Annotated in this window: 21 protein-coding genes; 16 read left to right on the top strand and 5 right to left on the bottom strand. The window is 59.7% G+C overall.

What is annotated here, in order from left to right:
- Window positions 1-123: 123 nt before the first annotated feature.
- Both A4R35_RS14145 and A4R35_RS14140 read right to left on the bottom strand, forming a co-directional pair.
- Complete coding sequence (locus A4R35_RS14145; RefSeq protein WP_112430420.1) at window positions 124-1,617, bottom strand: PrsW family glutamic-type intramembrane protease; 1,494 nt, start codon at window positions 1,615-1,617, stop codon at window positions 124-126.
- 508 nt (window positions 1,618-2,125) lie between these two features.
- Window positions 2,126-2,812 carry a tryptophan 2,3-dioxygenase family protein gene (locus tag A4R35_RS14140; RefSeq protein WP_112430418.1) on the bottom strand — a complete coding sequence of 229 codons (687 nt, stop codon included), beginning with the start codon at window positions 2,810-2,812 and terminating at the stop codon, window positions 2,126-2,128.
- A 274-nt stretch (window positions 2,813-3,086) separates the two neighbouring features.
- Between A4R35_RS14140 and cmk the strand changes: the two genes are divergently transcribed.
- Window positions 3,087-3,770 carry a (d)CMP kinase gene (gene cmk, locus A4R35_RS14135; protein WP_112430416.1) on the top strand — a complete coding sequence of 228 codons (684 nt, stop codon included), beginning with the start codon at window positions 3,087-3,089 and terminating at the stop codon, window positions 3,768-3,770.
- Window positions 3,767-4,570 carry a lysophospholipid acyltransferase family protein gene (locus A4R35_RS14130; protein WP_112430414.1) on the top strand — a complete coding sequence of 268 codons (804 nt, stop codon included), beginning with the start codon at window positions 3,767-3,769 and terminating at the stop codon, window positions 4,568-4,570. Before cmk ends, A4R35_RS14130 begins: the two co-directional genes overlap by 4 nt.
- A 128-nt stretch (window positions 4,571-4,698) precedes the next feature.
- Here the strand turns inward: A4R35_RS14130 and A4R35_RS14125 are convergent, their stop codons facing one another.
- Window positions 4,699-5,946 (bottom strand): glycosyltransferase, encoded by a 1,248-nt coding sequence (locus tag A4R35_RS14125; protein WP_112430412.1) that lies wholly within the window; start codon window positions 5,944-5,946, stop codon window positions 4,699-4,701.
- Between the two features lie 974 nt (window positions 5,947-6,920).
- Between A4R35_RS14125 and A4R35_RS14120 the strand changes: the two genes are divergently transcribed.
- The 8 genes from A4R35_RS14120 (at window position 6,921) to A4R35_RS14085 (ending at window position 14,804) form a co-directional block, all read left to right on the top strand.
- Window positions 6,921-8,294 (top strand): type 1 periplasmic-binding domain-containing protein, encoded by a 1,374-nt coding sequence (locus A4R35_RS14120; RefSeq protein WP_112430410.1) that lies wholly within the window; start codon window positions 6,921-6,923, stop codon window positions 8,292-8,294.
- A 5-nt stretch (window positions 8,295-8,299) separates the two neighbouring features.
- Entirely contained in the window at window positions 8,300-9,307 is a 1,008-nt protein-coding gene (locus A4R35_RS14115) for an ARPP-1 family domain-containing protein (RefSeq protein WP_146747224.1), read from the top strand.
- Between the two features lie 255 nt (window positions 9,308-9,562).
- Entirely contained in the window at window positions 9,563-10,600 is a 1,038-nt protein-coding gene (locus tag A4R35_RS14110) for a hypothetical protein (RefSeq protein ID WP_146747223.1), read from the top strand.
- A 219-nt stretch (window positions 10,601-10,819) separates the two neighbouring features.
- Window positions 10,820-11,464 (top strand): chromate transporter, encoded by a 645-nt coding sequence (locus tag A4R35_RS14105; RefSeq protein WP_189361800.1) that lies wholly within the window; start codon window positions 10,820-10,822, stop codon window positions 11,462-11,464.
- Window positions 11,461-11,997, top strand: a complete 537-nt coding sequence (locus tag A4R35_RS14100) for a chromate transporter (protein WP_112430403.1) — start codon at window positions 11,461-11,463, stop codon at window positions 11,995-11,997. The genes A4R35_RS14105 and A4R35_RS14100 overlap by 4 nt, the downstream gene beginning before the upstream one ends.
- A gap of 559 nt (window positions 11,998-12,556) precedes the next feature.
- The gene (locus tag A4R35_RS14095; protein ID WP_112430401.1) at window positions 12,557-13,180 is read left to right on the top strand and encodes a superoxide dismutase; all 624 of its coding nucleotides are present in this window, start codon (window positions 12,557-12,559) and stop codon (window positions 13,178-13,180) included.
- A 422-nt stretch (window positions 13,181-13,602) separates the two neighbouring features.
- Window positions 13,603-13,950 (top strand): hypothetical protein, encoded by a 348-nt coding sequence (locus A4R35_RS14090; protein ID WP_112430399.1) that lies wholly within the window; start codon window positions 13,603-13,605, stop codon window positions 13,948-13,950.
- An 89-nt stretch (window positions 13,951-14,039) separates the two neighbouring features.
- On the top strand, window positions 14,040-14,804 hold the full coding sequence (locus A4R35_RS14085; RefSeq protein ID WP_112430397.1) for a hypothetical protein: 765 nt from the start codon (window positions 14,040-14,042) through the stop codon (window positions 14,802-14,804).
- Window positions 14,805-14,975: 171 nt separating this feature from the next.
- Here A4R35_RS14085 and A4R35_RS14080 read toward each other — a convergent pair whose 3' ends face one another.
- Both A4R35_RS14080 and A4R35_RS14075 read right to left on the bottom strand, forming a co-directional pair.
- Window positions 14,976-15,779, bottom strand: coding sequence for a type III pantothenate kinase (locus A4R35_RS14080; protein ID WP_112430395.1), 804 nt, complete (start codon window positions 15,777-15,779; stop codon window positions 14,976-14,978).
- Window positions 15,780-15,902: 123 nt separating this feature from the next.
- Window positions 15,903-16,574, bottom strand: coding sequence for a hypothetical protein (locus A4R35_RS14075; protein ID WP_146747222.1), 672 nt, complete (start codon window positions 16,572-16,574; stop codon window positions 15,903-15,905).
- A gap of 422 nt (window positions 16,575-16,996) precedes the next feature.
- Between A4R35_RS14075 and A4R35_RS14070 the strand changes: the two genes are divergently transcribed.
- The 6 genes from A4R35_RS14070 to A4R35_RS14045 all read left to right on the top strand — a co-directional run bounded on the left by A4R35_RS14070 (window position 16,997) and on the right by A4R35_RS14045 (window position 26,113).
- Window positions 16,997-20,794, top strand: a complete 3,798-nt coding sequence (locus A4R35_RS14070; RefSeq protein WP_112430391.1) for a UvrD-helicase domain-containing protein — start codon at window positions 16,997-16,999, stop codon at window positions 20,792-20,794.
- A gap of 319 nt (window positions 20,795-21,113) precedes the next feature.
- Window positions 21,114-21,809: a hypothetical protein gene (locus A4R35_RS14065; RefSeq protein WP_112430389.1), complete on the top strand. Its 696-nt coding sequence runs from the start codon at window positions 21,114-21,116 to the stop codon at window positions 21,807-21,809.
- A 211-nt stretch (window positions 21,810-22,020) separates the two neighbouring features.
- Window positions 22,021-23,766 (top strand): ATP-binding protein, encoded by a 1,746-nt coding sequence (locus A4R35_RS14060; protein WP_112430388.1) that lies wholly within the window; start codon window positions 22,021-22,023, stop codon window positions 23,764-23,766.
- A 3-nt stretch (window positions 23,767-23,769) separates the two neighbouring features.
- Window positions 23,770-24,165, top strand: coding sequence for a hypothetical protein (locus tag A4R35_RS14055; protein WP_112430386.1), 396 nt, complete (start codon window positions 23,770-23,772; stop codon window positions 24,163-24,165).
- A 3-nt stretch (window positions 24,166-24,168) separates the two neighbouring features.
- Window positions 24,169-25,146 carry a glycosyltransferase family 9 protein gene (locus A4R35_RS14050; protein WP_112430384.1) on the top strand — a complete coding sequence of 326 codons (978 nt, stop codon included), beginning with the start codon at window positions 24,169-24,171 and terminating at the stop codon, window positions 25,144-25,146.
- Between the two features lie 154 nt (window positions 25,147-25,300).
- Window positions 25,301-26,113 (top strand): hypothetical protein, encoded by an 813-nt coding sequence (locus tag A4R35_RS14045; protein WP_112430382.1) that lies wholly within the window; start codon window positions 25,301-25,303, stop codon window positions 26,111-26,113.
- The last annotated feature ends 800 nt before the right edge of the window (window positions 26,114-26,913 follow it).

The following is a 26,913-nucleotide window of genomic DNA, read 5'->3' as shown; positions in this document are numbered from 1 at the left end:
CGCTCCCTGTCTCTATACAGAGAGACGTGCATCCAAGCTAAAACGCACACAGAACGTGGCAGGCATCGCCAGGCATCGCGCGCCGTGCGGTGAGGATGGCTGCAATGCCTGCCTCTGCCGGTATTATACCCCGACAGCCGCCAATCGCCCACTGGAAGAATCTGCCGCTCCCGCCGAGGCTGGCGTCGGTTCCTGATAATGTGCACGTAGCCAGCGCACGATCAGGATGAAGAGCACCAGGAAGATGATCGTTAGCAGCAGGATCAACAACTCATCGAGACCAAAGCTGATGAAACCCAGATTCAGCTGCCAGCTCTGGACCGCCGGCCCCACGGGCTCAGGTAGCAATGAGAGCGAGCCGCACGCGTTCCAGAGAGCATGCTGCAGTACCGCGTACAACCAGCAGGCGAAGCCGAGGCGCAAACGTCTTTGCTTGGTACGGCTCAGGTGGTACCAGCCCAGGGCCACCATGCCCGCCCCCAGACCATGTAACAACCCTGCTCCTGACCGTACCAGAGCCACATGGGCCCAGTCGCTGTAACCCATGCTGATATAGCCAATGGTCTCAACCAGGTCAAAGCCAATGCCGGCGCTCATTCCCAGGATGAAAGCCTCGATCCCGCTGGTGAGGCGCCCACTGAGTAAAGCTACACCCAGCGGTTTGACCGTCTCTTCCACCAGTGGTGCTATCACCGCTGCCAGAACGATGAGAAGCGTCTTCGTTCCTGTCTGACAGACAGGGTTCGATGGATCGTTCAAGCAGGCCAGGTTAAAGTTAGAACCTGCTGCCGCGAGGAGCAGCGTTGCAGATAGCTCCAGCAGTGAGGCAAAGAGAATGCCCATTGTCGCCCCACTGGTCAGGGCCAGCGTGAAGCGTCGCCAGCTAGTCGACCAGCGGGCCTGGCGCAGGAGATGCAGGCCCAGCGCGAGGAGAGTCAGAGCGGGAAAGATGGCCGTGAGGAAGATCAGGACGGTGGTCGCCGGTAGAAACGCAACGGCCTGGTGGGTGGCCTGCAGAACCAGCCCGATGGCGAGCGTGACCACGTAGCCGATCAGAAAGATCCAAAACGGCGGCATCTTCAGGACATGGCTCGGCTTGCCCAACAACGAGCGGATGCTGTGGTAGAGACAGAAACCGCCGCCTATCAGGCCGGCACAGGTATAGGCCAGCGATTGCACTGTCAGGGGATAAAAGGTCCCTGTTGACCTTGAAGTGCTTGTAACCAGCACAGTAATGCCGGCCAGGACCAGTGATCCCAGTCCGGCCAGGAGGGCAAGCCCTGAGCAGATGAGGCCAATGATCCCCAGCATCACCTGGTAATTGTCTCGTGGGCGCTGGGGAGCAGCGGCGGAGCCAGGCTGCCAATGGGCGGGATAACCGGGCCAGGCTGGCCAGGCAGGGTAGCCTGGGTAGGGCGAATAGCCTGGGTAGGGCGAATAGCCTGGATAGCCTGGGTAGGGCGAATAGCCTGGATACCAATAGCCTGGGCCTGGCCAGGTCGGCACTGGCGGCACACCGGCGTAGTTCGCATAGGGTGGGTAGCCCGGATAAAAAGGATAGGAGGGCGATCCACCGTAGGCTGGAGAGTGAGCGTACCCCGGCGTGGCTGGCGGCATCGGAGACGCTGGCGGTAAGGGCCAGGCGCCCCATCCTGGTCCCCTACCGCCAGGGAGCATCGGACCTGAGCCTGCATGCTCCCAATAAGTGAACTGCGCCAGGCCAGGGGCCATGTCATTGGTGGCCTGGCTCGCCGGGGGGCCCCCCTGTTCTCTTGGGGCAGCAAACTGACCTCTCTCGGCAGACGGCGCGGCCCCGGTCGCTAACGGCGTCTCCCCACCCAGCGGCTGCTGATCCGCCCTCTGCTCCCTCTGTGGGGGCGGCGGCTGCAGCTGAGCCCGCGTCTCTTCAGACGCCTGTGTGACTTTCTCGTGTTCTGAACTCACTGTCAATATGCCTTTTCCAGGACCTTCTACTGTTGAACGATTGATTACTAGACTCGTTCAAAGCATATGACAAATGACGAAAAATGTGAAGAGCCAAAATCCGGTTCTTATGCCAGACCTGCCAGAAAGGAACGCTTTCTTCCATCGAGCTAGATCTGGCCGTCTTCCTGAGCGAGCGTGCTCAGGCGATCACGTATCTCCCATAGCTCGGGATAGAACACATCATGAATAGTACGTTCGAGGAGGGGCATATAGGTGTGCCGCCAGTGCCAGTTGTCGCCGCGCCTATCATGCGCTCGGCGAGCTTATAGTGCCGGAAGCGGAAAGTCTGCATCACCTCATCGTAATCGATGAGGGCCTCAGCGAAAGCGTGCAACAAAGGATAGCGCCCGGCCTGAAGATAGATATCGCTGAGCGAAGCGCCGGCGGTGGCCAGCAGGGTGCGGAAATCATCCCAGAGCAGTGGCGAGAGACGCTGCAACTCGCGATATCCTGGCGAATCGCTCCCCGCGCCGCCGGCCAGCAGCTTGCGAAAAGCGTGAAAGTCCCAGGGGGACATCGTTTCGAGCATGCGCATATTCTCCAGTAGCAAGTACTGAATGCGGATCACGCGCTGCAGCAAGCGCAGAGCCTCGCTGAGATTAGCCTCCTTAAGCAGACGGCTGATGCTGCGCAACTCGAAGGCTGTTTCCTTCCACCATAGCTCGAACACCTGATGAACGATCTGAAATTGCAGTTCATCGTGATGGGCCAGCTCCTCCTCTGACTTCTGCAGAGATAACAATTCAGGCAACCGCAGATAGCGGGCATAGACGCTCTCGCCGCGCGTGGGGCGCGGCACCTCAACGTGTTCGGATCGCTTGCTCATCGTGGCAACCTCCTGCACTGGAATGGGGAAGGGCGGCGTCAATGCCCTCCCTCTCTTGCTGACAGCTCCCTCTAATCGGGTGGACAGCACTTGTCATAAGAAGGATACCATTTCTGACGAAAGAACGCTCCACTGCAATGAACGAAAGCTAGGAAGGACAATGGCGGAGCTGAGCCAGAGGGAGGCGGGAAAGTCAAGGAGGGACTGCCTTGCCGGGGAGCTATGGTATAATCTTAGCGACATTTGCAAGCCGACCGAAAGGCGCGGAAATCACATGGAGCAGGCGGAACGCATTGCCATTGATGGACCAGCCGGCGCGGGTAAGAGCACGGTAGGAGAGCGCTTAGCGCGCTGTCTGGGCTATCTCTATATTGACACCGGGGCTATGTATCGGGCATTGACCTGGCTGGCCCTCCAGCGAGGTCTTGACCCACACGATGGGGAGGCCCTTGGACGCCTGGCGCGCGAGGCCAGTATCGTCATCGGCTATCCTCATATTGACGACGGACGTCAGTACACAGTGACCGTCAACGGCGAAGACGTCACCTGGGCTATTCGCAGTCCTGAAGTAACCCGCACCGTCTCGCTGGTCTCTTCTCATCCTGAAGTTCGCAGAGTCCTGATCGAAGCGCAGCGCGCGCTGGCCCGCGCTGGTCGCGTCGTCATGGTAGGGCGAGATATCGGCGCCGTTGTCCTGCCCGACGCTGAACTAAAGATCTATCTGACGGCCAGCCTGGAGGAGCGCGGGCGTCGACGCTATGCCGAGCTGCTTGAGCGCCTGGGCCATGATCACCCAGCCCTCCCCTCGTTTGAGGAAGTGCTCGCCGACATTCGACGCCGCGATGAGATTGACCGCGATAATATGCAGCCGGCGCCCGATGCCATTGTCATCGAGACCGATCATCTCAGCGTAGCGCAAGTTCTAGAACGCATCTGTCACATGCGGGGAAAGCGATGAAACAGGAAGTCAGCCTCTCCTCCGAGCAGGAACAGCCGGAGAACCGGCAGCCGCTGAAGCGCCCGGCCTCCAGCCGGCGTGAAAAAGACCTCTATCAACCCTACGAGACACCAACGCTGATCTATGAGATCCTGCGAGTGCTGGCCGTGCTACTGCTGGCCGTGATCGCACGCATGCGCCCGCGTGGTCGTCACCACATTCCGCGTCAGGGTCCCTATATTGTCGCCTCCAATCACCTCGCCTGGACCGACATCCCCCTCATTCCCATCTACTTGCCCCAGAAGGTTGTCTACATGGCCAAAGAAGAGGTCTTCCAGGGGCGTTTGCGCTGGCTGGCGCGTTTCCTTGGCGCCTTCCCTGTGCGCCGTGGCGAGGGAGATCGTCAGGCTCTGCGAGCAGCAGAGACTGTGCTGAAAGCTGGTCGTGTGCTGGTGATCTTCCCCGAGGGCACACGCAGCCGCTCACGCACGCTGGCCCGCGCTCATGCCGGCCTGGGAATGATTGCCCTGCGCACCGGAGTGCCGGTTCTGCCCGTCGCTATCTGGGGAAGCGAGGACCTCTTCAAGAAATTCCGTCCCGAAATCCATATTGTCTATGGTGAGCCGCTGCTCTTTAAGCCACAAGGCCCTAAAATCACCCGCGAAGAGATCGAAGAGGCCACCGAGCGCGTCATGCACAGCATCGCCGCACTCTTGCCTGCCTCCTACCGCGGCGTCTACGCCGACGGGCTTCCTCCTTTGGGCGGAGAGCAAGGAGGACAAGGAAAGGCAGGCGAACTGGTTAGCAGTAGTGATGAGTAATCTGACCAGGGGAAGGACGCTAGAGGAGCAGGTCGGGGCCGGCCAGAAGCTGGCTGTCGTCTCTGATTGGCAGCCTGGCCCCATAGGCTGCCAGTCAGAAGCAGAAGCGACAGGGCAGAGATCTGGACTCAGGCGCTGGCGACCAGTTGCCGGACGCGCAGAAGGGCCGCCAGGTAGTCGCGCAGCATCATGGGGAGCAGGAAACGCTCCTGAACGCTGCGATGGGCAGCCTCACCCATCTGGCGCCACAGCTCGCGCTCCTCTAGCAAGCGCAGTGTATAGCTTGCTGCGCTCTCGGCATCATCGGCAAGGAAGCCGTCGTATCCATGCGTGATCTGGTAGCGTACCCCAGTCGCCGAGGTCCCCACTACCGGCTGATACTTCCACATCGCCTCAGTCACAGTCAGGCCAAATCCCTCACGACTAGAGCGCTGCAGGATCACCTGCGAAAAGCGCTGAAAGGCATTGACTACCGGTGCGGTCAGCTGAGCCGGGTCCCAAAGCAGATGAATATCGGGATCGTCGCCTGCGCGCTGTTGCAAATCTGCCAGAATTGCCTGCGCGCGAATGTCATCGCTGGCTTCCAGCGCGCCAACAAGCGCCACCTGGACCTCTGGGTGGCGCTGCTTCACCAGGCGATAGATCTCGAGCACCTGCCACGGGTTCTTCCAACGCCCGAAGCGCGAGACCTGCGTAATCAGGGGACGGGTAGGGTCGATACCGCTGCCAGCCAGTAGGACCACCCCTTCGGTCTCGCTCAAGGGAGCATGGCGCTCGCTAAAGGGATCGATGCCAAGCGTAATCACCGCGGTGCGCCCGGCAGGCAACTGTGGAAAGACCGAGAAAGGCGTATTGAATGTGCACAGCGCATAGGCGTCCAGGAATTGGCTGATGTACTGGAGCGCCGCGGGATCAGGCCGGGCAGTATCGATATGGTTGAACCATAGGGCCGGGCGCATGTATGGAAACAGCTGCCCCAAAGGAGCGAGCTGGATATCGTGGACGTAGTAGAGATCAGCGCGCTCATCGACGAGCGGCTGCATGGCAGATCGGAGCGAATCCAGAAACTGACGCTGGTCTTGGGGAGTGATCAGGCCCGGCTCGCCTCCCTGCAGCATATCGGTCAGCCGCGCCATGAAGGTAGCGGCGAACTCGTCGAGCTGAACCACGCGCCAGGTATGAGGAATGCCCAGCTCCCTGGCCAGCGGCAGTAACACGCGCAGCAGTGCAGCCACGCCCCCACCCTGCGCCGTCGTATTAATATGTAGAACATGCACACCCCGGAGCGGACGCGCCAGATCGTAAATCTCGGAGAGCAGGGCGTCGCTCACCAGACCTCGAAAGCGTTCCAGTCCAGGCGTTGTTACAGTCGTCATGACCCTCTCCTTCACCTGCAAGCAGGCGAAAAACGTGGCTCTTGTGAATCATTGAGCCAGTAGAAGCTGGCAGCCAGCATATCACAGCTACTTGCTAGCTGGCTTCCATAGGTGATTACAACTGGGCGGACGATTCCATTCCCGTGGCAGCCCCTCTTTTGGCGTGTTTGCTGAGGCAAGTCAGCCGCCTGACAAAGGGCCATTCTCAAGAGAACATTTTGGCGATCCCGCGGCCCTCTTCGTGATGAATCTTGTGGCGGACTTCTCTCAAAATGGTGTAGGAAATACTTGACAAACAGCCAGAAGTATGTTATATAGTGCCTGTCAGGAACTTTTTGGATGCAGTGGTTCCTACGCGGGACCTGTTGCCTACGAGCACGAGTCGGGATCAGACATCCTGCATTCAAATGACCCCTCCTGCGCCAGCCAAATCATCTGCGGAAAAAGGTGATTACGCGCTCTATCGCGATGGATCCTGGGACAGCCCAGTCTGGCGGCGCTGTTTCCCCTGAGTAGTCTATTGATTTGATTGCCTGTCCGGCTCCGTCCCTCCTGATGGGACAAGGCAGTTTGCTGTTTTTTGTTGTTCACCATCTTCTACAGGGCGGGAAGCGTATATGTCGATCATACTCAAAGGTATACCGGGTCCAGGAGCTTACCTACAAACAGCATCGGCGGCGGAATATCCGTTTAAGAGGGATGCCTGGAATCGCCTGGTGGGCTGCGCTTCCGCCACCTTCCTCTGCAGAAGTCTCCTCTGTATGCATCAGCACTTTCTGCGAGGGCGGCAGGCGTAGCTCCCAAAGCTGTCAGCGCCGGTCGACCCGTGTTCTCTGGTTCCTGTATCCGTCTTTGCCTGCGCGCGCGCGCGTGACCCACCGCGACATGCTGTCGTCGTGATTTGTCCCATTTTGCGCGCTTATTACATTTTTTTACTCTTATCGTCATGTATTATTGTGACGGAGAAGCTGCCTATGGACAAGAAGTTGCTCATCGAGTACCTGAATTGCCGCCAGATTCCGCTGACCGGACAGGAGCAGATGGTGACATTGCATCGAAGACTGTGCGAGGCGGCTCCCGAGTTCTACCTGTACCTGCTGGCTGATCCATTTGCAGACCTCTCGCACAAGCGAGAGATGCTTGCCAACCTGATTCGCCTGCCAGCAGCTCACACTGTCACCAGGCAGCGTATAGTTGAACAGCTGCGCGTGCTGCCAGCTGAGGAGGCTCTGCTGGTTGCCGATGTGATCCGGCAGCGACGCATCAATAACCGGCGCGCACGTGAGATCGGCCTGCAGCTGCTGATCGGTCATGAGCAGTTCCCGCAGCTTGCGGCAGCCCGACGACAGCGGGTCACGCTCTTGTTAAAGCATCTGCTGGGGGAGCGTACGTGGTCTTCGGTCCGGCGCTTCCTGGCGCAGCCGAGCGAGGTCGGAGAGAAGTTCCTGCAACGCGAGCTGTTGCACTACGCGCCCGATCCGGCTCTCGCGCGGGAGACCCTTTGCTTCCTTGCGGGAGTGCCTTTTGATCCAACCGATCCCACGCTGGCAAAGCGCATAGCCGCGCGTGAGCAGCTAGAGCATGGGGAGGGTCTCCCGCGCGAGACCCTCTTCGGCCTGCGCGGCATCTATCACCGCGATGTACCTGCCAGCCGTGTGCGCTCGCTCTCTGCCTCGGCGGCGCGGAGCGAGCGCCAGGATGGACCGCTGACCGTGCTCTATAGAGAAGCACTCCATCGGGGAGTGAAGAGCGAAGAGTACTCTGAGGAGCTGTGGCGGCGTACCGAGCAGGCGGTGGCCTCGCTACCGCTGATCGAAGGACGGCTGGCTGTGGTCCTGGATCTGTCGGCCTCGATGGCCTCCTCGGGCGAGCGAGCCTATCATCCGGTGGCCCTGGCGCTGGCCCTGGTGCAGCTGCTGCAGCAGCGCGTGACTTCGGTGATGCTCTATCAGGTGGGCGGCAGCGCCCTTGCCAGCGAGGAGCTGCTGCCAAAGCCTCGGGGTGTGACCGATCTGGCGAGTGCTTTGTTGGAGGCCGCTCGCACGCAGCCGCAGGCGATTCTGCTAATTACTGACGGCTACGAGAATGTGCGCCCGGGCGACGCGGCCCTGGTCCTGCAGGGCATGCGTCTGTTGGGCCTGGCCATGCCTGTCTATCAGGTGGTGCCAGTTTACTCTCGCTCCGAGCAGCTGCAACAGCGCCACCTGGGCGGCGATTTCCAGCTGTTGCTTGTGCATCATGAGCAAGGAGTGCGTGAGGTGCTGACTCGACTCTTCCTCGATTACGCGGCTGAGTCTATCTCTCCGGTTGAGGTGGAACAAGTACAACAACTCTTGCTTACGAGGTGATAACTATGATGGAGATTCAGGTCAAGCAGGAGGCGGAGGAAACCTCTCCTCTTACGGGGCTGCTGGCCCACCTGGCCCCTGGTCCGCTCGTCTCCTGGGGCATGCTGGAGGTCATCGGCCTTTTTCCGGTCAGCACTGAGCAGGAGCAGAGCCGCACACGCTTTGTTCCTCCTATGCGCTCCCTGGAGGTGGTTGGGTCGCCGGGCTATGGAACGCTCGTGTTGCGCAATCGCGCCAGCGATGGGGTGCTGGTGCTGCCCATGCACGTGGCTTTCTTCCAACCAGGAGTGCAGAATCACGCAACCAGCCGCGTGCTGCTCCTCGATGCCGGCGAGACGCTGACGGCAGACGATTGCTTCTGCATCCAGCAGGCCCAGGGCGGCACTCTGCGCCAGGCCCAGCAGCGCTTCTGCATGTTGCCTCTGGAGCTACGCCGCGCGGCTTTCGAGCTGCAGGGAGTCAAGGATTTCAGGCGCCTCTGGACGGCAATCGCCGCCTATTCGCGTCGCTATGGCATCAATTACGGCGGCCATCTGGAGCGCTGGCTGCGCCCTAACTTCGCTCAGTTGCTGCCCTACCGCCACGCGCTGGAGTGGCTGCCCGCTCAGGTCGGCGCGGCTTTCTTCCTGGCCGGTACGCTGGTCGGGGTGGAGGTGGCTCCTAATAGCACTTACTGGGCGGAGTTGCTGCCCGTGCTGCTGATCTACTGCTATGGCTCCGCTGCCTTGCTGGCCGGGCGTCAGCACTGTGCTCCGTCTCGTCCAACCCTCAATCTGGAGGGTCTGCGCGATCTGGACGATCTCCAGCAGCGTCTTGCTGAGGCGCGTCGCCGCGAGCAGAGGGCACATCTTGCACAGCTTTGCACAGTGGCTTCGCTCCATAAGCAGGCCCGCCCCGCTGAAGAGCATGCCGGCCTGCGTCTGCTCTCAATCAGCCACGACGGGTGGCTCGGCCAGATGGTCTACGCCGGCTCTGAGCTGGTCTATCTGTCGCTCTTCCGCAGCGAGCTGTAAACTGTTTCCTCGCTGCCTTGTATAAGCGTCGGTCCTCTCTTCTTTCTCGAAGCCCGGGCACGTTCTCCCCCCAGTTTTCGCCCGGGCTTCCCTTTTTCTGCTCTGCCCTCTTTCCCCCCTTTCCCTGGCTGACAATTCATAAATAGGCAACAAAAATTTTCTATAATTTATTAAATAGTATTTAGTAGTTGATAAAAGTAAAAATACCGGCTACACTTTTAACAGAAGTTCACTGAGGAAAAGGAGATTGAATCTGTGGAAACTTCAAGACCAGAGCCAGAGTGGAACCCTGGCCCACCCTCTTCGTCCGACTCGCCTCTGCCTCCCCTCGTGAGATATTGGGGAAACAGCGATTATTGCTATGCGCATAGCCTGGCGATGGCTCTGCAGGCGGCGGGTGCCGAGCGCGACTGGCTCCCTGAACCGGGCTTCCTGGAATGCCTGACAACCCTCCCTTTCGGCAAGCTCTATCTGGAACTGCCGACAGGACCACAGGTCTTTTTCTCCAACGCTGCTGTTAACCCCAATCAGGGGATATCGCTGGCGCTGAAGACTCTTGGCTGGAGTTGCCAGGAATGGCCTTCCTCTCAAGACGCTGCTTCTGTTGATGAGCGCCAGGCTCTAGCTACCTTGCGTGCTGCTGTCGAGGAGCAACCGGCCCTGGTGGGTCCGCTTGATCTGGGGTGGCTCACTTATCATCCTGAGCATAGCTACTTGCGTGGAGCCGATCACTTCGCTCTGGTGCTGGCGGTCCACGACGAGTATGTCTTGCTGCACGATCCCCAAAAGTATCCCTATGCCTGGCTGCCTGTGCGCGACTTCCTGGAAGCCTGGCGAGCGGAGAAGATCGGCTACCCTCATGCCCCTTTCACTCTCCGTATGCGCTTCCGGGCTCAGGAGCGGCCAGCTCCTGAGCGTGCTGTGCTCATCGCTCGCACCCTGTCTCTTATCCGCGCTCAATGGGGCCAGTCTTTCGAAGGCCCTGTTCTCTATAGTGGCGTGGCCGCGCTGAAACGTCTGATGGTCGCTTTGCAGGCTGATCGCTGGTCGCACTTGCTGGAGCGCCAGCTTGTGAATTTCGTTCTGCCTCTCGCCTCCCGGCGCCTGCTCGACGCCGCTCTCTTTCTAAGCGAGGCCGGTCTGGCTGCTGCTGCTACCTGCCTGCAGGAGCAGGCTTTGCTTTGCGGTAGGGCGCAATGGTTTCTTGGGCAACGAAAACGTCAGGCCCTCCAGGACTGCTTACAGCGGCTGGTCGTTCTAGAAAAAGAGTTACCTGCCTTGCTTGCTGGCTGATTTCCTCGGAGGCATTCGGCGAATACCTGAGCGCGAGAGAAGAGAGCCTGGAGCCTGCCGCTGGCTGGCTTATCCCTGAAGCTATGTGCTACAATGAAGGCTGAGCTATAAGCTGGTTGCTGCCAAACTCCTCCTGTAGCTTCTCTACACTACCATACGCCTATGAACAATTTCCACGTCGATCGACAGAAACCATCGACTCAGCCTTTATCTGCCACTGTGGGCACAAGGCCTGCTCTCCAGGAGACGAGGGAGCCGCCGCCGTCGGTCTGGGAGCTGCTGCGTATCTGGGCTTTGATTGGACTGCAATCCTTCGGCGGCGGCTCTTCGACGCTCTTGCTCATCCAGCGTGAGTTTACTGAACGGCATCGCTGGCTAACTATTGAGGAATTTGCCCGTGACTGGAATCTCTGTATTATGACGCCGGGTATCAATCTGGTGGCGATTACTGTGCTCATTGGGCGCAAGCTCGCTGGAAGCTGGGGCGTTCTCGTCTCGCTACTGGGTTTGCTGCTGCCGAGCGCGGCGATCACCACCCTCATCGCCGCCGGCTTTCAGGAGATCCAGCACCTGGCCTTTGTCGAAGCGATGTTCCGCGGGGTAGTACCTGCCACGGCAGGAATCATGCTGGTGGTGGCCATCAACTTTGCTCGTCCGCTACTCAAGCAAGGCTATCAAGAAGGCTTCGGCATGCTGGCGCTCAGTCTGGCTTTCATTGCTCTGGTGACCCTGGCGCTCATCGTTGGCAAGATCGCTGTGGTGCTCGTTGTGGTGGCCTCCGCCCTCGCCGGTAGATTGCTCTTCGTCCGAGCGCCGTCGCTGGCCACGGCAGCGCAGCCGTCTGAGAGGGAGGAGCAGCCATGAAGAATCCTTTCCTCTATTTCTGGCTGTTTCTCAAAGCCTCACTCTTCTCAACTGGCGGTTTCAGCAATTTTCTCAGCCTGCATCAGGATCTGCTGGCTAACCACTGGGCTGAAGAGAGCGACTTTAGCCAGGCCCTGGTCATTGGACAGTTGAGTCCTGGACCAAACGGTCTCTGGGTCATTGCCCTGGGCTACCTGACCTATGGCTATCTGGGAGCTGCTCTGGCGCTGCTGGCGATCATGATTCCACCGTTCGTGGCCCTGATCTGGGAGGCGCTCTATCAACGCCTGGGGGGACTGCGCTGGGTCGAGGCGCTGATGCGCGGGGTCTCGCTGGCGGTAGTTGGAATCACTGTGGGTAATACCTGGACAATCATCGGCCATAGCGCCAGCGATTGGCGGGCCTGGATCATTGGTACTGCTGCCTGCCTGCTGGCATTGAGTCGGCGCGTGCATGTCTTTGTCATTCTGCTACTGGCCGCTGGGGCCGGCCTTCTCCTGTACGGAGGTCTGACGCTACCCTGGTGGCACTGAGCACGCTCGCTGGCTGCTGGTGGCGTTGCGCTGGCTATGGAGGCGAACTGACGTAAGACTGTCTGTCTGGCTGTCAAGGCACTGTCCTTTCGTTCAGAGGCGGCCAGCGCTCTTTACGCTATACTAATACATGAGGCAAGCTTGACCTGGCTTGCCCGTTGGCGTCGCATCTGGCTGGTGGGGAGATGCCAGGACGGGCACAGTCGGCGGACGGTCGACGCTCCTGTGTGGCCTGACGGAAAGGTATGCATCTGCTTGACAATCGCATATCTTATCGAATACAACTAAACAGGAGAGTGCTCTAGTGCTGGCTGACGCGACGCGACGCTCTGGCCGGTCCCTCGACTGCCCCATGTGCTCGGGCGCGCGTGCTCGTGTACATGCGCATCTGTGTCTGCCCGCTTGCCGGACCTGCTGCCCTGCCGCCGGGTCCGGTTCGCTTTTCTCTCCTTTGCCAGCTAGCGCTAGCGCAGGCGAGTGGAACGAGTCGGGCCAGGGCAAGCTCGCTCTCTGAAGCGCCATTCTGGCAATCTCTTGGGTGTAAAAAAGGAGAAGGTCTATGGCATTTGAACTTCCACCTCTGCCCTATAGCTTCGACGCTCTGGAGCCACATATTGATGCGCAAACGATGCAGATCCACCATGATAAGCATCACGGTACCTATGTTGCCAACCTCAACAGCGCGCTGGAGGGTCATCCTTTCGCCAACCTGCCGGTTGAGGAGGTGCTGAGGCGCATCAATGAGGTGCCCGAGAATGTGCGCACGGCGGTGCGCAATAACGGTGGCGGGCATGCCAATCACAGCATGTTCTGGCGCATCATGAAGCCTAATGGCGGCGGCCAGCCCAGTGGTGATCTGGCGAAGGCGATCGAGCAGACCTTTGGCTCGTTCGAGAACTTCAAGGCTCAGTTCAACGATACCGGACTGAAGCGCTTCGGCTCGGGCTGGGTCTGGCTGGTTCTGGACAAGCAGGGGAAGCTGCAGGTGATCTCGACCGCTAACCAGGATAGCCCCTACATGGATGGCCTCTACCCCGTGATGGGCAACGATGTCTGGGAGCATGCTTACTACCTGAAGTATCAGAACCGTCGCGCCGATTACTTGAATGCCTGGTGGAACGTGGTCAACTGGGAGGAAATCGAGCGCCGCTACGCCGAGGGACTGAGCCAGCAGAAGCAGTAGCCTGGCACGGCACTTGCTCCCTGTTCCCGCAGCGGAACAAGCAAGAGGGAAGGCTGTCAGTTGAGATCTCTCGACTGGCAGCTTCTTTTTTTTTAATTCGCCGCTATCCGCTGCGCTGCGCTCCGACCTGCACCTTATAGCCTGACGAGGGTGAGTCTGTCGAGCCGAAGAAGCGGACGCATAGAGACCAGCTCGCTGGCCGCATTGAGCAAATCTTTGGTTGACCTTGAGCTATTCTTGAGGTTTTTCTGCTACACTACCCTGCGGAGTGAAAAGCTCAGGTGCCTTCGTTCGGTGATGAGTCGCCTCACCAGGACGGCACCACAGGCCCTGGCCTGACGGGCCAGATTTTCCTGATCCGTGCACAAAGCCATAACTGATCAGATATCAGGCTATTACTGCTATAGAGAATAGGCTCGGCTATGGAGAACGTGAGCAAAAAGTCAACAGCGCCCGGCGTGGGCGCTATCCGCCCACTGCTCAGCCTCGCCTTGCTGCTGACTCTGCTGATGGCGATGCTAGCCCTGACGGCCTGCGCAGGGCATGCCCTGCGCTCGCAAAACCAGACTGCTCCGGCCAGCTCCCAGAGTCAATCGCTACCAGCGAGCACAAGCAATCAGAGCAGCACGCCATCGGCGGGCAGTGGCAGTCCGGCGCAACAGGTGCAGTCGGTTGACCAGCAGGTCCAGAGTACGTTGCCATCTCTGGACCAGGCCCAAAATGACGCCAACTCTAGCGATCAGGGCCAGGATAATGCTCCCCTCCCCTAGGAAGGGGCCTGGCTGATTGGCTGCTAGTACTGTCTTCTGATCATTCCTCTGTAACATATCATTTAAGAAAAGTGTAAGAGGCCAAAGAGATGATAAAACTATTCAAGGGGCTAAAGCGACCCGGTCAGCTGACCCTCTTGACTCTGGTCAGCCTCGTGGTGGCGAGCTTTGTAGGCTATCTGGCTCTGCCGGCCATCGCCCAGGCGGCGCCGGCTTCTGGTGGACAGTGCGCCCGTAACGATGTCCAATGCGTCATCAACATTGGAAATCAGCTCATCACGGCGCGCCTGAATGCCTTGAATACACTCAGCAGTCGGGTGACGCAGCAGCAGCAGGCTGGACACATCACTGCTGATGCTGCCAGCGCTCTCCAGGCTGATATCGCCACCAACCAGAACGGCCTGAAATCGCTGCAGAGCAAGCTCGACGCCGAGACCTCGGCCCAGGCTGCCCGCCAGGATGTCAGAAACATTTTCTGGCAGTTCCGCATCTATGCGGTTGTGCTGCCACGCGACTATCAGCAACTCCACTTTGATATTGAGCAGAAGCTGGCCAGCAGGATGGAGGCGGCCAAGGCCGCCATTGAGAAGGCCATCGCTGCTGCTCCTGCCAGCAAGCAGGCCCAGTTGCAGAGCCTCTATAACGACTTCAAGGCTCAGCTCGCAACAGCGGAAGCCCAGTTTGATACTGTGCAGAGCACGCTTCCCACGCTGACCCCGGAGAACTATAACCAGGACCATGCCGCCTACGCCAGTAACCTCGCGAAGGTGCGCAGCGCCGAGAAAACGGCCCATACGGCCCTGCATCAGGCCGCCAGCGATCTGCATCAGATTGCCCAATTGCTGAAGAACTAGTCTCCTTGCAACAAAGTGTGGGAACAGGGTCCATAGCAGCGGAAAGGCGAAGAGGTTCACCCTCTTCGCCTTTCTTGCTTTCTGGGGAGTATCTGGCCTGGCTGATAGGGGCCAGGCGCAGTCTGCCTCTTGGCGGTCAGTTGAAGAAGAGGGAGGGTATGCTGCCTGCCGCTAGCGCTCCCGCTGGCGATAGCCGTTTCGTAGACGTTCGTAGGCGATGCGCAGACCCTCCAAGGGGAGAAACTGGTTCACGTATTGAATCTCAGGGATGAGCGGAGCCATAAAATTGGCCAGGCCACCGTGGGCGATGATCTTGACCTCGTTCTGATCGGACACCTGGGGGATCTCAGCGCGCAGGCGGTGGATCAGCCCCTGGACGAGGCCCACATGGCCGTAGATGATGCCTGACTGCATGTTCTCGGTCGTGTTCTTGCCCAGGGCCGAGCGCGGCGGGGTCAGCTCGACGCGAAAGAGGCGCGCCGCGGCATTACTGAGGGCCTCGGCAGAGATCATCAGCCCTGGAGCAATGGCGCCACCAAGGAAGTCGCCCTGGGCTGAAATCACATCGAAGGTGGCGGCAGTGCTGAAAGAGATCACTATGGCGGGACCACCGTATAGCTCATGAGCGGCGATGGCCGTTACAATGCGGTCTGAACCGACTTCCCACGGGTTGTCGACCAGCAGGTGCAGTCCCAAATCCAGCGTGTGATCGACGATGATGGCCTCCTGATGAAAATAGCGCTGGACCAGCTCCTGGAAAACTGGCGTCAACGGCGGCACGACACACGAGAAGATAACGGCGTGCACATCGCCGAAAGCGTGCCCGCTATGGTTCATGAGCGTGCCCAGTAACATCGCGTACTCGTCGGCAGTGCGCTGGCGCACAGTGGAGACGGTCCAGTGATGTTTGAGAGCCTCACTGTTATATAGACCAAACTTGATGTTTGTGTTGCTGATATCAATAGCCAGCAGCATAGGGCACTCCTATTGGTGGCCATAAGATGGCGTGGAAAGGACAAAAGAGGTATATGCATGCCTATATGCGCACGATCGGTCCCCGGGCAAGAGAGAAAGGCGGCTTGTTCCCTAACCCGCCGCTCAGGCGATCTGCTGCGCTCTGGCGGCGTATTGTTTCAGTAAGGCGGCGATCAGGAAGGGGTCGCCGTAGGCTGCATCCGTCGTGACAACGACCTCGGTATTGGTGCGTGTGTCAATGAAAGCAAGCGAGGTAGGGACGCGCGAATTCATCACCTTGCGCCGTTCCTCTGGCGACTGGGTCATACCACGCCCAAAAAGGAAGCCTACCATGTTTTCGCTGGCGCTGCCAAGTTGCTCAAGCTGGTTAGTGGGTGGCGTACGGTCCGGCCTGGCCCGGCCTCTGGCTGTCACATAGCGGACGTTGACCAGGGGAACGTGAATGACTTTGCTCCCAGTTTGCTGCACAAAATCCTCGGGCGTAATGACAATCAGATAATCCTGCGCCCTGATGAGACGACGTACGTCGCTGATCAGGCACCAGATGCTGCCAAGACCGATGAAAAGGAAAACACCGAGAGCAATCGTACTGGCAATCGCTCTGAAGGTGCTGTGGTAGTTTTCGGGTACCATGATAGGAAAGATCGCTGCAAATAGGATGAGGCCCACAGCTGCCCCCAAGAGCCAGCCGATGATCGAGAGGATCACTCTGCCGCGCTGCAGCGGCAGCACGATCCAGCCATCTGGCTTCTCTTCCCCCGCTCTGGCGCGAGTCAATATTTCAGATGCTTCCATGACCAGGAACCTCCCATAGGTGTGAGGGCGTGTCCTCTCCCTTGCCGCCGCGCTACGCCTGGCCGTCTCGCCCGCCGCGCGCACCAGGTAGGACTAGCCGCCTGCCTGTCTCCCTCAATTATAGCAAAATCAAGGCCACTGCACAGAAGGTTTCTGCCCGGTCGCCGCTGCTTGCCCGCCCTGGCCAACCCAGGGCTGGCCCTCGACCGCTGACTCTGGTTCAGGCACCTGTCATCCTTCGGCTCTGGCGGCTCTGCCTCGTCGCTAGTTGGCCACCGCGGACGGGCATGATATAATGCTGCAGAACCTGTGGATCTCCTCTTTCTTCCTCCTTCTGACTCGGCCTGTGGTCTCCAACGAGATGACAGGACGAGAGGAGGGCAGGAAGCAAAGAACGAGTTGCGGGGAGAGAGGCGCCATCTATGGAACAAGAGACCCGCGCGCTGGCCACGCTGACAGCTCGCTATTTGCGCCAGCGCTATCGCTACGTCAAGCCATCCTGGGAGGCCGAGGCTCTTCCGCTGGATGAGTTGGTCGCCTGGCTTGGGCTGGAGGTCGCCACCTTTCACCCTGCTGATCACCCCCCCGGTACCTATGGCTATCTGGAGCCTGGCGACGATCTGATCTGGATCTGCCGCAATTTGCCAGAGCCACAGCGGCGCTTTACGCTCGCGCATGAACTTGGTCATGTTATCCTCCATCGTCCTTTAACTGAGAAGATGCTCCTCCTGGTTCCCGAGCTTGAAAAGATCTTAGAGCTTCTCAAACGAGGACTGGCGGTGCTTGCTGAGGAGGAGCAAGACCAGCTCTCTCTCTGCGGAGAGGAGGAGATCCGTGAGGAGATCGGGGCACTCTCTGACGGGGGGAGTGTCGAGGAGCTGCTCGGCCCTGGTCAGTCCTATAGCCCTCGCAGCCAACGCGAGCTAGCTGCTAATCTCTTTGCTGCCGAGCTGCTGATGCCTCTGGAGGCGGTGCGCGCCCTCTATGTAGGGCAGGGTCTCCCGCCGGCCTACCTGGCCAACCGCTTCGGGGTCTCACAGGCCGCTATGCTTAACCGTCTGGCTGGACTACTCAAAGAATATCCTCCTATCATGGAGCCGCAAGTCCAGCCAGAAAAGCAACCAGCAGAAGGGCCTCAGCAGCGTCCTGGGCCTGTTCTTTCTTCTGTATCGACATCAACGAGTGCGGGCCGGTCTTACGATGAGTTTCAGCAGGCGGCCATTGCTGCGTCCACCCCGGCCCTGGTGATCGCCGGGCCGGGCAGCGGTAAAACCAGCACGCTTATTGGGCGCGCCGAGTATCTGGTCCGCTCCTGTGGCGTCGCGCCGCGCTCGATTCTGGCTCTCACCTTTTCGCGCAAAGCTGCTGAAGAAATGCAGGAGCGTCTGAGACAGGCTCTGCGGTCCTCTGCCGGGCCGAAGAGCGCCGCCTGGGAGCTGCCGACAGTGAGCACCTTTCACGCCTTCTGCGCCGAGTTTCTGCGCCAGTATAGCGAGCTGGCGGGTCTTCGTCCTGACTTTACGCTGGTCGACGACGCCGAAGGGTATTTCTTGCTGCGCAGCCTGGCGCCTCGTCTTCCCCTCTACTATTATCACCATCTGACGCAGCCCACTCTCTATTTCCCCGACATGCTCAAGGCCATCTCGCGCGCCAAGGATGAGCTGGTGACTCCTGAGCGCTATCGTCAGCTGGCAGAGCAGATGCTGGAGCAGGCCCAGACGGTCGAAGAACGTGAGCGGGCAGAGCGTGCTCGCGAAATTGCCTCTGTCTATGCTCTTTATCAGGAGGAGCTAGAGCGGCGTGGCGACATCGATTTCGGCGGCCTGATCATGCTGACCGTGCAGCTTCTCGAACGCCACAGCGATCTCCTGCAGCAGCTGCAGCAACGCTACCAGCACATCCTTGTCGATGAATTTCAGGATATCAACCGGGCCAGCGGCGTTCTTCTGCGTCTGTTAGCAGGAGAGGCGCGCCGCGTCTGGGTGGTGGGCGATGCGAATCAGGCCATTTACGGCTTCCGGGGGGCCTCTCCGGCCAACATTGCCCGCTTCCGTGAAGATTATCCGGGGGCTGCAATCCTCTCGCTGAGCCGCAATTATCGCTCGCGCCCCGATATTGTGGCGCTGGCTGAAGCCTTTCGTCTTCAGCGTCTGGAGGCTGGACAATTCAGTGAGGAGGCTGCGCTGCGGCGCAACGAAGCTGTACGCCCCTCGCTGCCGGAGCCGTATGTGACGCTGGCGGTGGCCGAGGATGAGGCCGCCGAGCTGGCGGGCCTGGTCGCCGATCTCCAGGTGCGCGCTCGCCAGGGATATCGCTACCGCGATCTGGTTGTGCTCTGCCGCACGCGCGCTCAGGCCCGGCGCATCTCGCAAGCGCTGGCGACGGCGGGCCTGCCGGTCATAGAGAGCGGGGGCACTCTGGAACAGGAGCACGTTAAGAATGCTCTGGCCCCGCTCCTGCTGCTGGCAGGACCGAACGGTATGGGTCTGCTCCGCGCGGCTCGCTGGCCGGAGCACTCCCTCAGTCAGGCCGATATTGAGGCCCTGCTGTTGGCGGCGCGCGAGCAGCAGGTTGCCCCGGGCCTGCTCGTGCTGCAGGGCGACATCCCCGAGTCCCTCAGCGATGCCGGGCGGCGCTCACTGCGCCTGCTCAGCGAGCTGCTGCAGCGCCTGGCTGCAGCTCCCGATATCTGGTCCCTGCTCGCTCAATATCTCCTGATCGAGACCGATCAGGTGCGCCGTCTCCTGGCCCGCGACGATGCTCAGGCGCGGGCCATCCTGGCCGACTATGCCCTGTTGCTCCAGCTGGCACGACGCTATGACCTGCAACAACAGCGCCAGCTGCGCGAGGAACCCGCTCCAGCAGAGAACCAGCCTATCAGCCCACTAGCGGGGACCGCACAGACTGGTCCTCTCTATGAGCAGGTCCGCGGCTTCCTGGAATATTTACGCGTTCTTCTGCTGCTGCGTCAGGACAACAGCACGCGTCAGCAGAGTCTTGAGGAGAGCCAGGGGGACGAGGCGGATGTGGTGCGAGTTATGACTGTCCACGCCAGCAAAGGCCTGGAATTTCCTGTGATCTATTTACCTGGGCTGAATCAGCAGCGCTTTCCTGCCATGCGGCGCTATAATCCCGTGCCGCCCCCCGACGGCATGCTCTCCCTCGAAAGCGACGAGGCCGCCCTGCACGAGATCGGCGAAGCCTGCCTCTTCTATGTCGGCATCACGCGCGCCCGCGATCATCTCGTTCTCAGCTATAGCCGTCGCCCAGGCAAGCGTACGGCAAAACCCTCCGTCTTTTTGGAGCCACTGCTGGCCGGTCTACCACCTGAGCGCCTCATCAGGATAGAGTGGCGCGGACTAGGCCAGGACGGGCCTGCCACGGCTGGCGGAGAAGAGCGGCGCGGGGACTCTGAGGCTGCTCCGCTGAGCCGGCCCGCAGAAGAATTTATCCATGCCATGCAGCCAGAAGTCCTCAATGCCTCTGCTATCGAATGCTATCAGCAATGCCCGCGTAAGTATCTCTACAACTATATCTATCGTTTTCAGCCTCTTCAAGAAGGCTACTCCCTCTTTGTTCAGGCTACGCGCAGAACGCTAGAGACGCTCTATGAGTGGGTTGGGCGAGCGCAGCGGGCCACCGCCGAGGGGCAGCAGGCAGCAACGACTCTGCCGACGCGTGAAGAGGTGCATGAACTTTATAGCCGCCACTGGCGCGAGCTTGGTGGTCACGAGTCCCCTTTTGCCTCGCTGTACGAGCGGCATGGGCGCGAAGTCGCTGAGCAGCTCCATCGCAAGCTGTTGGATAACGCCGAGACTCAGCGCTGGCAGCTCTGGCGAGGCTTCACCATTGAGATCGCCGGGCAGACGATTCGCGTCGATGTCGATCGCGTCGAGATACCGCGCCAGCCAGAGCAACCGGTGCGCTTTGTGCGTACGCGCTTTGGCCGACGCAAGCAGGAGCCGGAGCCTGACACGCGCGAATTACTCTATATGCATGCTTATCGTGAGCACTATGCCGGGCAGGAGGTCGAGCTGCACAGCGATAACCTGACCACGGGTGAGATCAAGGCTGTCAGGCTCGGGCAGCGACGCGAGCAGAGTCTCCACGCCAGGCTGGTTGAGAATCTGGAGCGCCTCAAAGAACATGATTACGCCGCGGCTCCCTCGGACCCGGGTCGTTGTCCAACCTGCCCCTTCTTTCTTATCTGCCCGGCCTGAAGTCTGCGATCCGGCCTCTCCTTGCCGGCTATACCCTCATCTGGCCAAGAAGCCTGTAGTCTGGCCTGGGCCAGCGGAGCCAGAAGGCCGACGCGCCTCCCCCCGCGACACTCAGTATGGTATAATGGCCGCCAGGTGAAACGGGCACTGCCACCCATCGCTTCCGTGAAGCTGAGCCTTCCTTCTGGCTGGAGCAGTTACTAAGGGCAAGAGACGCTCTTCAGGAGAAGGTAAATCCAGTCCATTTCTCAAGAGAGAGAAGTAGCAGGTACAATAGATACAGGGCGTGCTACTCCATGCCCGCACACGAGGCATCGGCATGTTCATAGGAAAGATCGTCAAATCCGACTCGCATATTAATTACGTCTGCCAGATTTACGGCCCACGCGAGGTCGAGGTCGAGCCGGCGCCCGAAGACTACGCCTTCGGACGCTTTGTGCGTATTGCTGTGCGTGCACGCCAGGGTGATGATCCCGAGGCGGAGCTGCATCGCGTGCTGGGTATGAGTACGGAGCCGAGAACCTACGCCGTCGGCGTGATCTACGATACCATCCTGCTCAATCCGAGCTTTGGCTCGCTGGGGCCGCGTCTCTCTAACGAGACTCAGGTTGAGCTATTCTCGCCGGACTACATCGCCGAGCGGGCCGTGCTGATCTATGTCATGGTGCTTGGCATGATGCAGGAGCGAACCACTCCCGAGGGCCAGACTGAAGTCTTCTCCATTATGCATGGCGTTCCTCTGCTCTCGCTGGAGCTGGGCAGCGAGATTGAAACAATGGACGACGAGCAGGTGCGGGCTTTCCACTTCTTCAGCGACCCTGACAGGCCAGATGAGCCGCCCTATCTCCATATGGGCTACCTGCCTCACATCATCGCCCAGCGCAATAGCTTGCTACCGATAGTAGCGCTCTGCATTATCGATCAGCTCGAACGCCTATTTCCTCAGAATCTCTCTCTGCTCTCAATTGTCAAGCGTAATTTCGCCTGGCGTCTCAAAGTTGAAACCACTGGCTAGGCCGGGGCCAGAGCGGGTAGAGGAAGGAAGGAAGGAAGAACTGGGCGTGCCGGGCCAGGCCAGGCCGCCCCTTGCTCTGTGCTGGCTGGGACTGGTTAGCTCACTGCGGGTGGGGACTGCGGGATCAGGAGGGATCTGGGGCAGGGCAGGTCTGCCGTCTGTGTGCAGTTCAGAACAGGAAATCTCTCACCTGAGATGGAGTTAAGCGGCTATGGTAAGTGATTCTGCCAATGTGCCACCTGTTTCGCGAGGGCGCACAGGTCGCAAACCTGTGGGCATCACCAAGGGACCGGGTGAATCGGCCCATGAATATACCTTTGTCTCGCGCGACGATGAGCAGGTGCTCAAGAACGGCGAGTATGTCTATTATGAGCTGAACGAGCCTGATGAATGGGGCCAGAACGGCGCTCAGCCGGTGGCACGGCGCGTTCTGGGACGGATCATCAAGCGTGTCCCTCTGCAGCTCTATCCCGACACCTTCCTGGCGGAGCCGGAGGTCTCGCCGGCCCAGGTCGCGGCAATGGTGGGCTACGATGCGCGGGCCAACGAGCTTTTCGAACTGCACGTAGCTATCATGGGTTACTATGATCCCGAAAGCGGCTCCTTCATCAATCCCTGGATACCACCCCAGTCGGGCAAGCAGATTTTCCTGGCGGACGATGAGATGCTCTCGCAGATTCTCTGCCGCAAGCGCGTCGGTCAGCTTGGCTCGGCAACCATTGGCTCGCTGCTGACGCGAACTCCTGGGGCGGTGCCCATCGTGCTCTCGGTCAAGGATTTTGTCAGCACCCATCTGGCTATTATCGCCAGCACCGGCGCCGGCAAGAGCTATCTGGCCAGCGTGATTATCGAGGAGCTGATGCGGCCCTACAATAAGGCCTGCGTGCTCATCGTTGATCCACATGGCGAATACGGCACGCTCGATCAATTGCCCAATCTTCCCGAATTCTCTGAGGAGAGCGGCGAAGAGGGCGTCGAGGGCTACCGGGCCCAGGTGCGTATCTATCACCCCGATCAGGTCAAGGTCCGTCTCTCAACCCTGAACATGGGGGACATGCGTCACCTCCTGCCTGAAATGACTGAAAAGCAGCAGTATCTGCTGAGTCGTGCTTTGCGCAAATTGAACGAGAAGAAACGTGGTACGCCCTGGAGTGCGCAGGACTTGATAGAGGCCATTCGCCAAGTGGCGCGCAGCAAGAACGATGAAGACAGCGAGGGGGCTGACGATTCCAGTACGGTGCGCGCCTTAATATGGCGTATCGAGCAGCGCTTCGTCGATAGCTTCACCTTTGATGATGTCCAGCATCTGGATCTGCCTGAGATCTTCAAGCCCGGTCAGTGCACGGTATTGCAGCTGAACGAAGTTGATGAACGCGATCAGCAGGTTATTGTAGCCACGCTCCTGCGCCGCCTCTATCAGGCGCGCATGAACACCGAGCGCGGCAAAGTGCACTCTGGCGAATCCTATCTGCCCTATCCAGTCTTTGTGCTGCTAGAGGAGGGCCACCACTTTGCACCAAGCGGCACCGAGGTGGTCTCGACCCAGATCCTCAAGCAAGTGTTAGCCGAGGGGCGTAAGTTCGGCATCGGCGTAGGCATTATCAGTCAGCGGCCCGGCAAGCTTGACGCCGATGTGTTGAGCCAGTGCCAGACGCAGTGCATTATGCGCATTGTCAACGAGATCGATCAGAAGAGTGTTGCCGCTGCTATTGAGGGAGTCGGTCGTGATCTGCTGGACAATCTGCCTGCGCTCTCGAAGGGCCAGGTGATTGTGGCGGGAGCTGCTGTCAATACGCCGGTGATCTGCCGCGTTCGCCAGCGCCTGACCCGGCACGGGGGCGAAAGCAAAGATGCTCCCGATATCTGGCAGAAGTACTTCAGCCCGGAGGCCCGCGGGAGCCGCCGCCTCCAGGAGGCCCCGCTGGGGAACAACCAGGGGTTCAGCCTGTTGAAATAAGCCATGACCAAGCAACACCTGCGCTATCGCATCTCCAATCGTACCGCGCTCTCTCTCCTGGGTGGGCTGGCCCTGCCGGTGTGGGCGGCTTTTCTCCTCTTTACCTATTTTGTTCCACCGCAAGGGTTGCTGGCCTTCGTGGCTTTTTTTGTGCTCCTTTTGGGAGCGCTCATCTGCACTTTTGCCCCTCTCGCCTACCTCTGCGGCTTGCTCTTCATTTCTTCGCGTCTCTACCGGGCGACGATCCGACATGCGCTACGTCAGGGTACTCTCTTAGCGCTCTGCATTGTGCTCAATCTGATCCTGCGCGCCTTACATAGCTGGAGCATCGTAGCGGCTCTCGCCATTGTGGCCGCCGCGGTTCTTGTTGAGATCCTCTCGCTGGCCAAGAAGTGGTAAGCCATGAGTATGAGCAAGGCAGATGAGAGGCATGGGGAGCTGCTGGTGATTCGTCCCGGGGCGATTGGCGATACGCTGCTGACGTTTCCGGTCCTGTCTGCCTTACGGGCAGCCTCGCCGTCTGCTGGTCTGACGCTGGTGGGAAATGTCCGGGTGCTGCCACTGGCGCGCTGGCTCGGCGTGGCCGATGCGGTTGAGGACTATGCTGACCTGCGCTGGAGTGCGCTCTTTGCCACAGGGGGTCTGGACCCGACTGGGCTGGGTGCTCGCCTGCGCCGGGCGGAGCGGGTGGTATGCTGGCTGGCCGATCCCGAGGGAGTCGTAGAGCGCAATTTGCGCGAGGCTGGGGTGACCGCGGCAACGGTTCGCCCTGGCCGTCCGCCGGCGGGGACCCGCCTACATGCGACCTCCTATCTGGCGCAGACGCTGGGACTGGCCTTTGATCTGGCCGGGGCAGAGAGCTGTCGCTATCGGCTGCCTTCTGCTGTCCTGGAACAGGAGCCGCCGCTCTTCAGCGCGGCGCCTCTGGTCATTCATCCGGGCAGTGGCTCTGCGGCCAAATGTTGGCCGGCTTCCCACTTTGCAGCGGTGGTGCGCTGGGCCTGGGCGCGTGATTGGCCGGTGCTGGTCTTGGCCGGGCCTGCCGATCATGAGCGGCTGGCGGCGCTGGTGCGTGCGCTGCCCCCCCCATCGCCAGATAGGATAAAAGTACTGATCGATCTACCTCTGCTGCGGGTCGCGGCCCAGATCCAGCGTGCGCGCTGCTATCTGGGTAATGATAGCGGTCTCAGCCATCTGGCCGGCCTGCTCGGTGTGCCGACCGTTGCGCTCTTTGGTCCTACGGACCCGGCAGTCTGGCGCCCTCTCGGGCCTGCGGTGGTGACCGTGCGAAGCCAGCCGCTGGATCAACTGGCTGTTGAGGTAGTTGTGCGACGCATCGAGCAGCTGGCGAGGACCCCTACGGCAGATTTTTGGGGGTGAGGGGAAGCAAAACGAGGTACTTCGGTACCAGAAACAGGGCTTTGATCGTTATCAAATAAGGAGAAGTATGCCGTAATCTCCCCTGCCGGCGGCGGTCGCAGGGATGTCGATCTACACGAGTATACTGAAATGTTGAAATTGAGGATAACGCGCGATGCTAGATCAAGAGCAGCGAGATGAACAAGGAGTGAGAGGCCAACCGCTTTCCGGCAAGCTGATCCTGCCGGCAGCGCCCGGGGCAAAGCCTGGGGAGTGGTCTGCTGATCCGCAGCAGCCAACGACCTACATCGCTCCAGAGATGCTGATCCGGCGTCCGCGGCAGAGCGCGCCGCCGACGCTACTGGGAAAGATCAGTTATTTCTGGCAGAAGGACCCGGCCTACAAGGTTCTGATACTCGCCAGCGTGTTGGTGCTGATCGCGGGGGTAATTTTCTCGATCATTGTCGGCGGTACCCTGATTCAGAGCAGCTCTAGCATGGAGGCTCGTGTGCCTTTGACGCCGCCACCAGGTGTGGCACCGACGGGCACAGTGGATCTGCGTCCGACCTTTCCTACGCCAGGCGGTCAGGGAAGCAATGAGAGCAGCCAGCCTCCCATGCAGAGCACGCCCGCGCTGAAACCGACCCGTACTACTGATAACGGTGCCAATAACGGAGCGGTGCAGATTACTGGCCTCCCCGGCAGCGTACCTAACAATAGCGATGTGACGGTCACTGTCATTACGAATCAGCCGAACAGCTTCGTCCAGCTCCAGGTAACCTATAATGTGGCTCCCTTTGTGGCCGTGGTTAATGGTAATACCGATGCTTCCGGTATGGCTACGCTGACCTGGCACGTGCAGGTTTTCTCTGTGAGCAAGCGCGCTCAGGCCCGTGTCCATGCAACTGTTTTCGGCGCCAATGGCGCGGCTAGCTCGAATACGGTGACGGTACGCATTACAACTGGCGCTTTTGCTCCTGCCGATTAGCCAAGCCCTGCTCTGGCACCTGCTTACTCTTGGCTGATCGCTTTTTTCGTCAGGGGCCTGCCCTGGTTTTACCGTTCCGTACCGTCCCGTCTCGTTCCGTTGTCTGAAGAGCATAGCGGTCAATTTGGCCTGCCATGCCGGGTAGAACACGTTCCCGAAGGCGCTCTCCGTCATCTCTCGCCTGCCCCCGGCGACTCTCCCGCTCGCCTGGCTTCTGGGTGGCGAGTGCGCTCTGTCAGGCGTTTTTCTTCTTTAAATGTAAGATCGCAGAAGCCTGGTCTGCTCGTGCGGCTCCCGATCTTGCTGTGCCCGCCTCGCTAGTGAACATCTAATACTGTTCACCCGCTTCACGATTGCCGATGAATATGGTATCTTATAAAAGCAAGCTTATAACCGTTCCGCTCTTTGTCTGATGGAATAGGAGAGAGATTCGCCTGCAATCACTCCAGCGGATTCTTCTCGTGGCAGACGGATAGCCAGCGCTGCCAGCTGACGGCGAGGTGCAAGCGCTTCTCCTCAAGATTTCCAGGCCGAAACCCAGAAGCCTGCAGCTGCTGGCCTCTTTGTGAGAGGGGGCAGGCTTCTGCTGGCAGCGCTGTTACAATCGAAGCGTATCGTTGGCCCGCCTTCCTGGCCACTGGTCACTTTGCCTCTAGCTAGCAAGCAAACCCAAGACGGCGCCTGGCCCAATGCACCTCATTTGTGAAGGCTGCCGTCGATCAGGCGTATCTCCAGAAGGAAAGGCTCGCATAGGGAGCACGGGGCAGCGTCGAGGGAGGCAGGACCAGGGTCTGGCTGAC

Origin of the sequence: Thermogemmatispora tikiterensis, assembly GCF_003268475.1 — a bacterium.
GTDB classification, from domain to species: Bacteria; Chloroflexota; Ktedonobacteria; order Ktedonobacterales; family Ktedonobacteraceae; genus Thermogemmatispora; species Thermogemmatispora tikiterensis.
The sequence above is the reverse complement of the archived record's forward strand: the minus strand, read 5'-3'. Positions and strand labels throughout refer to the sequence as shown.

Excerpts from the sequence above, each read along its gene's own strand:
- cmk (WP_112430416.1), top strand. The coding sequence starts at position 3,087 with ATGGAGCAGGCGGAACGCATTGCCATTGATGGACCAGCCGGCGCGGGT.
- A4R35_RS14060 (WP_112430388.1), top strand. The coding sequence starts at position 22,021 with ATGGTAAGTGATTCTGCCAATGTGCCACCTGTTTCGCGAGGGCGCACA.
- A4R35_RS14075 (WP_146747222.1), bottom strand. The coding sequence starts at position 16,574 with ATGGAAGCATCTGAAATATTGACTCGCGCCAGAGCGGGGGAAGAGAAG.
- A4R35_RS14065 (WP_112430389.1), top strand. The coding sequence starts at position 21,114 with ATGTTCATAGGAAAGATCGTCAAATCCGACTCGCATATTAATTACGTC.
- A4R35_RS14045 (WP_112430382.1), top strand. The coding sequence starts at position 25,301 with ATGCTAGATCAAGAGCAGCGAGATGAACAAGGAGTGAGAGGCCAACCG.
- A4R35_RS14080 (WP_112430395.1), bottom strand. The coding sequence starts at position 15,779 with ATGCTGCTGGCTATTGATATCAGCAACACAAACATCAAGTTTGGTCTA.
- A4R35_RS14145 (WP_112430420.1), bottom strand. The coding sequence starts at position 1,617 with ATGCCGCCAGCCACGCCGGGGTACGCTCACTCTCCAGCCTACGGTGGA.
- A4R35_RS14115 (WP_146747224.1), top strand. The coding sequence starts at position 8,300 with ATGATGGAGATTCAGGTCAAGCAGGAGGCGGAGGAAACCTCTCCTCTT.
- A4R35_RS14085 (WP_112430397.1), top strand. The coding sequence starts at position 14,040 with ATGATAAAACTATTCAAGGGGCTAAAGCGACCCGGTCAGCTGACCCTC.
- A4R35_RS14095 (WP_112430401.1), top strand. The coding sequence starts at position 12,557 with ATGGCATTTGAACTTCCACCTCTGCCCTATAGCTTCGACGCTCTGGAG.
- A4R35_RS14120 (WP_112430410.1), top strand. The coding sequence starts at position 6,921 with ATGGACAAGAAGTTGCTCATCGAGTACCTGAATTGCCGCCAGATTCCG.
- A4R35_RS14055 (WP_112430386.1), top strand. The coding sequence starts at position 23,770 with ATGACCAAGCAACACCTGCGCTATCGCATCTCCAATCGTACCGCGCTC.
- A4R35_RS14090 (WP_112430399.1), top strand. The coding sequence starts at position 13,603 with ATGGAGAACGTGAGCAAAAAGTCAACAGCGCCCGGCGTGGGCGCTATC.
- A4R35_RS14070 (WP_112430391.1), top strand. The coding sequence starts at position 16,997 with ATGGAACAAGAGACCCGCGCGCTGGCCACGCTGACAGCTCGCTATTTG.
- A4R35_RS14050 (WP_112430384.1), top strand. The coding sequence starts at position 24,169 with ATGAGTATGAGCAAGGCAGATGAGAGGCATGGGGAGCTGCTGGTGATT.
- A4R35_RS14140 (WP_112430418.1), bottom strand. The coding sequence starts at position 2,812 with ATGAGCAAGCGATCCGAACACGTTGAGGTGCCGCGCCCCACGCGCGGC.
- A4R35_RS14130 (WP_112430414.1), top strand. The coding sequence starts at position 3,767 with ATGAAACAGGAAGTCAGCCTCTCCTCCGAGCAGGAACAGCCGGAGAAC.
- A4R35_RS14125 (WP_112430412.1), bottom strand. The coding sequence starts at position 5,946 with ATGACGACTGTAACAACGCCTGGACTGGAACGCTTTCGAGGTCTGGTG.
- A4R35_RS14100 (WP_112430403.1), top strand. The coding sequence starts at position 11,461 with ATGAAGAATCCTTTCCTCTATTTCTGGCTGTTTCTCAAAGCCTCACTC.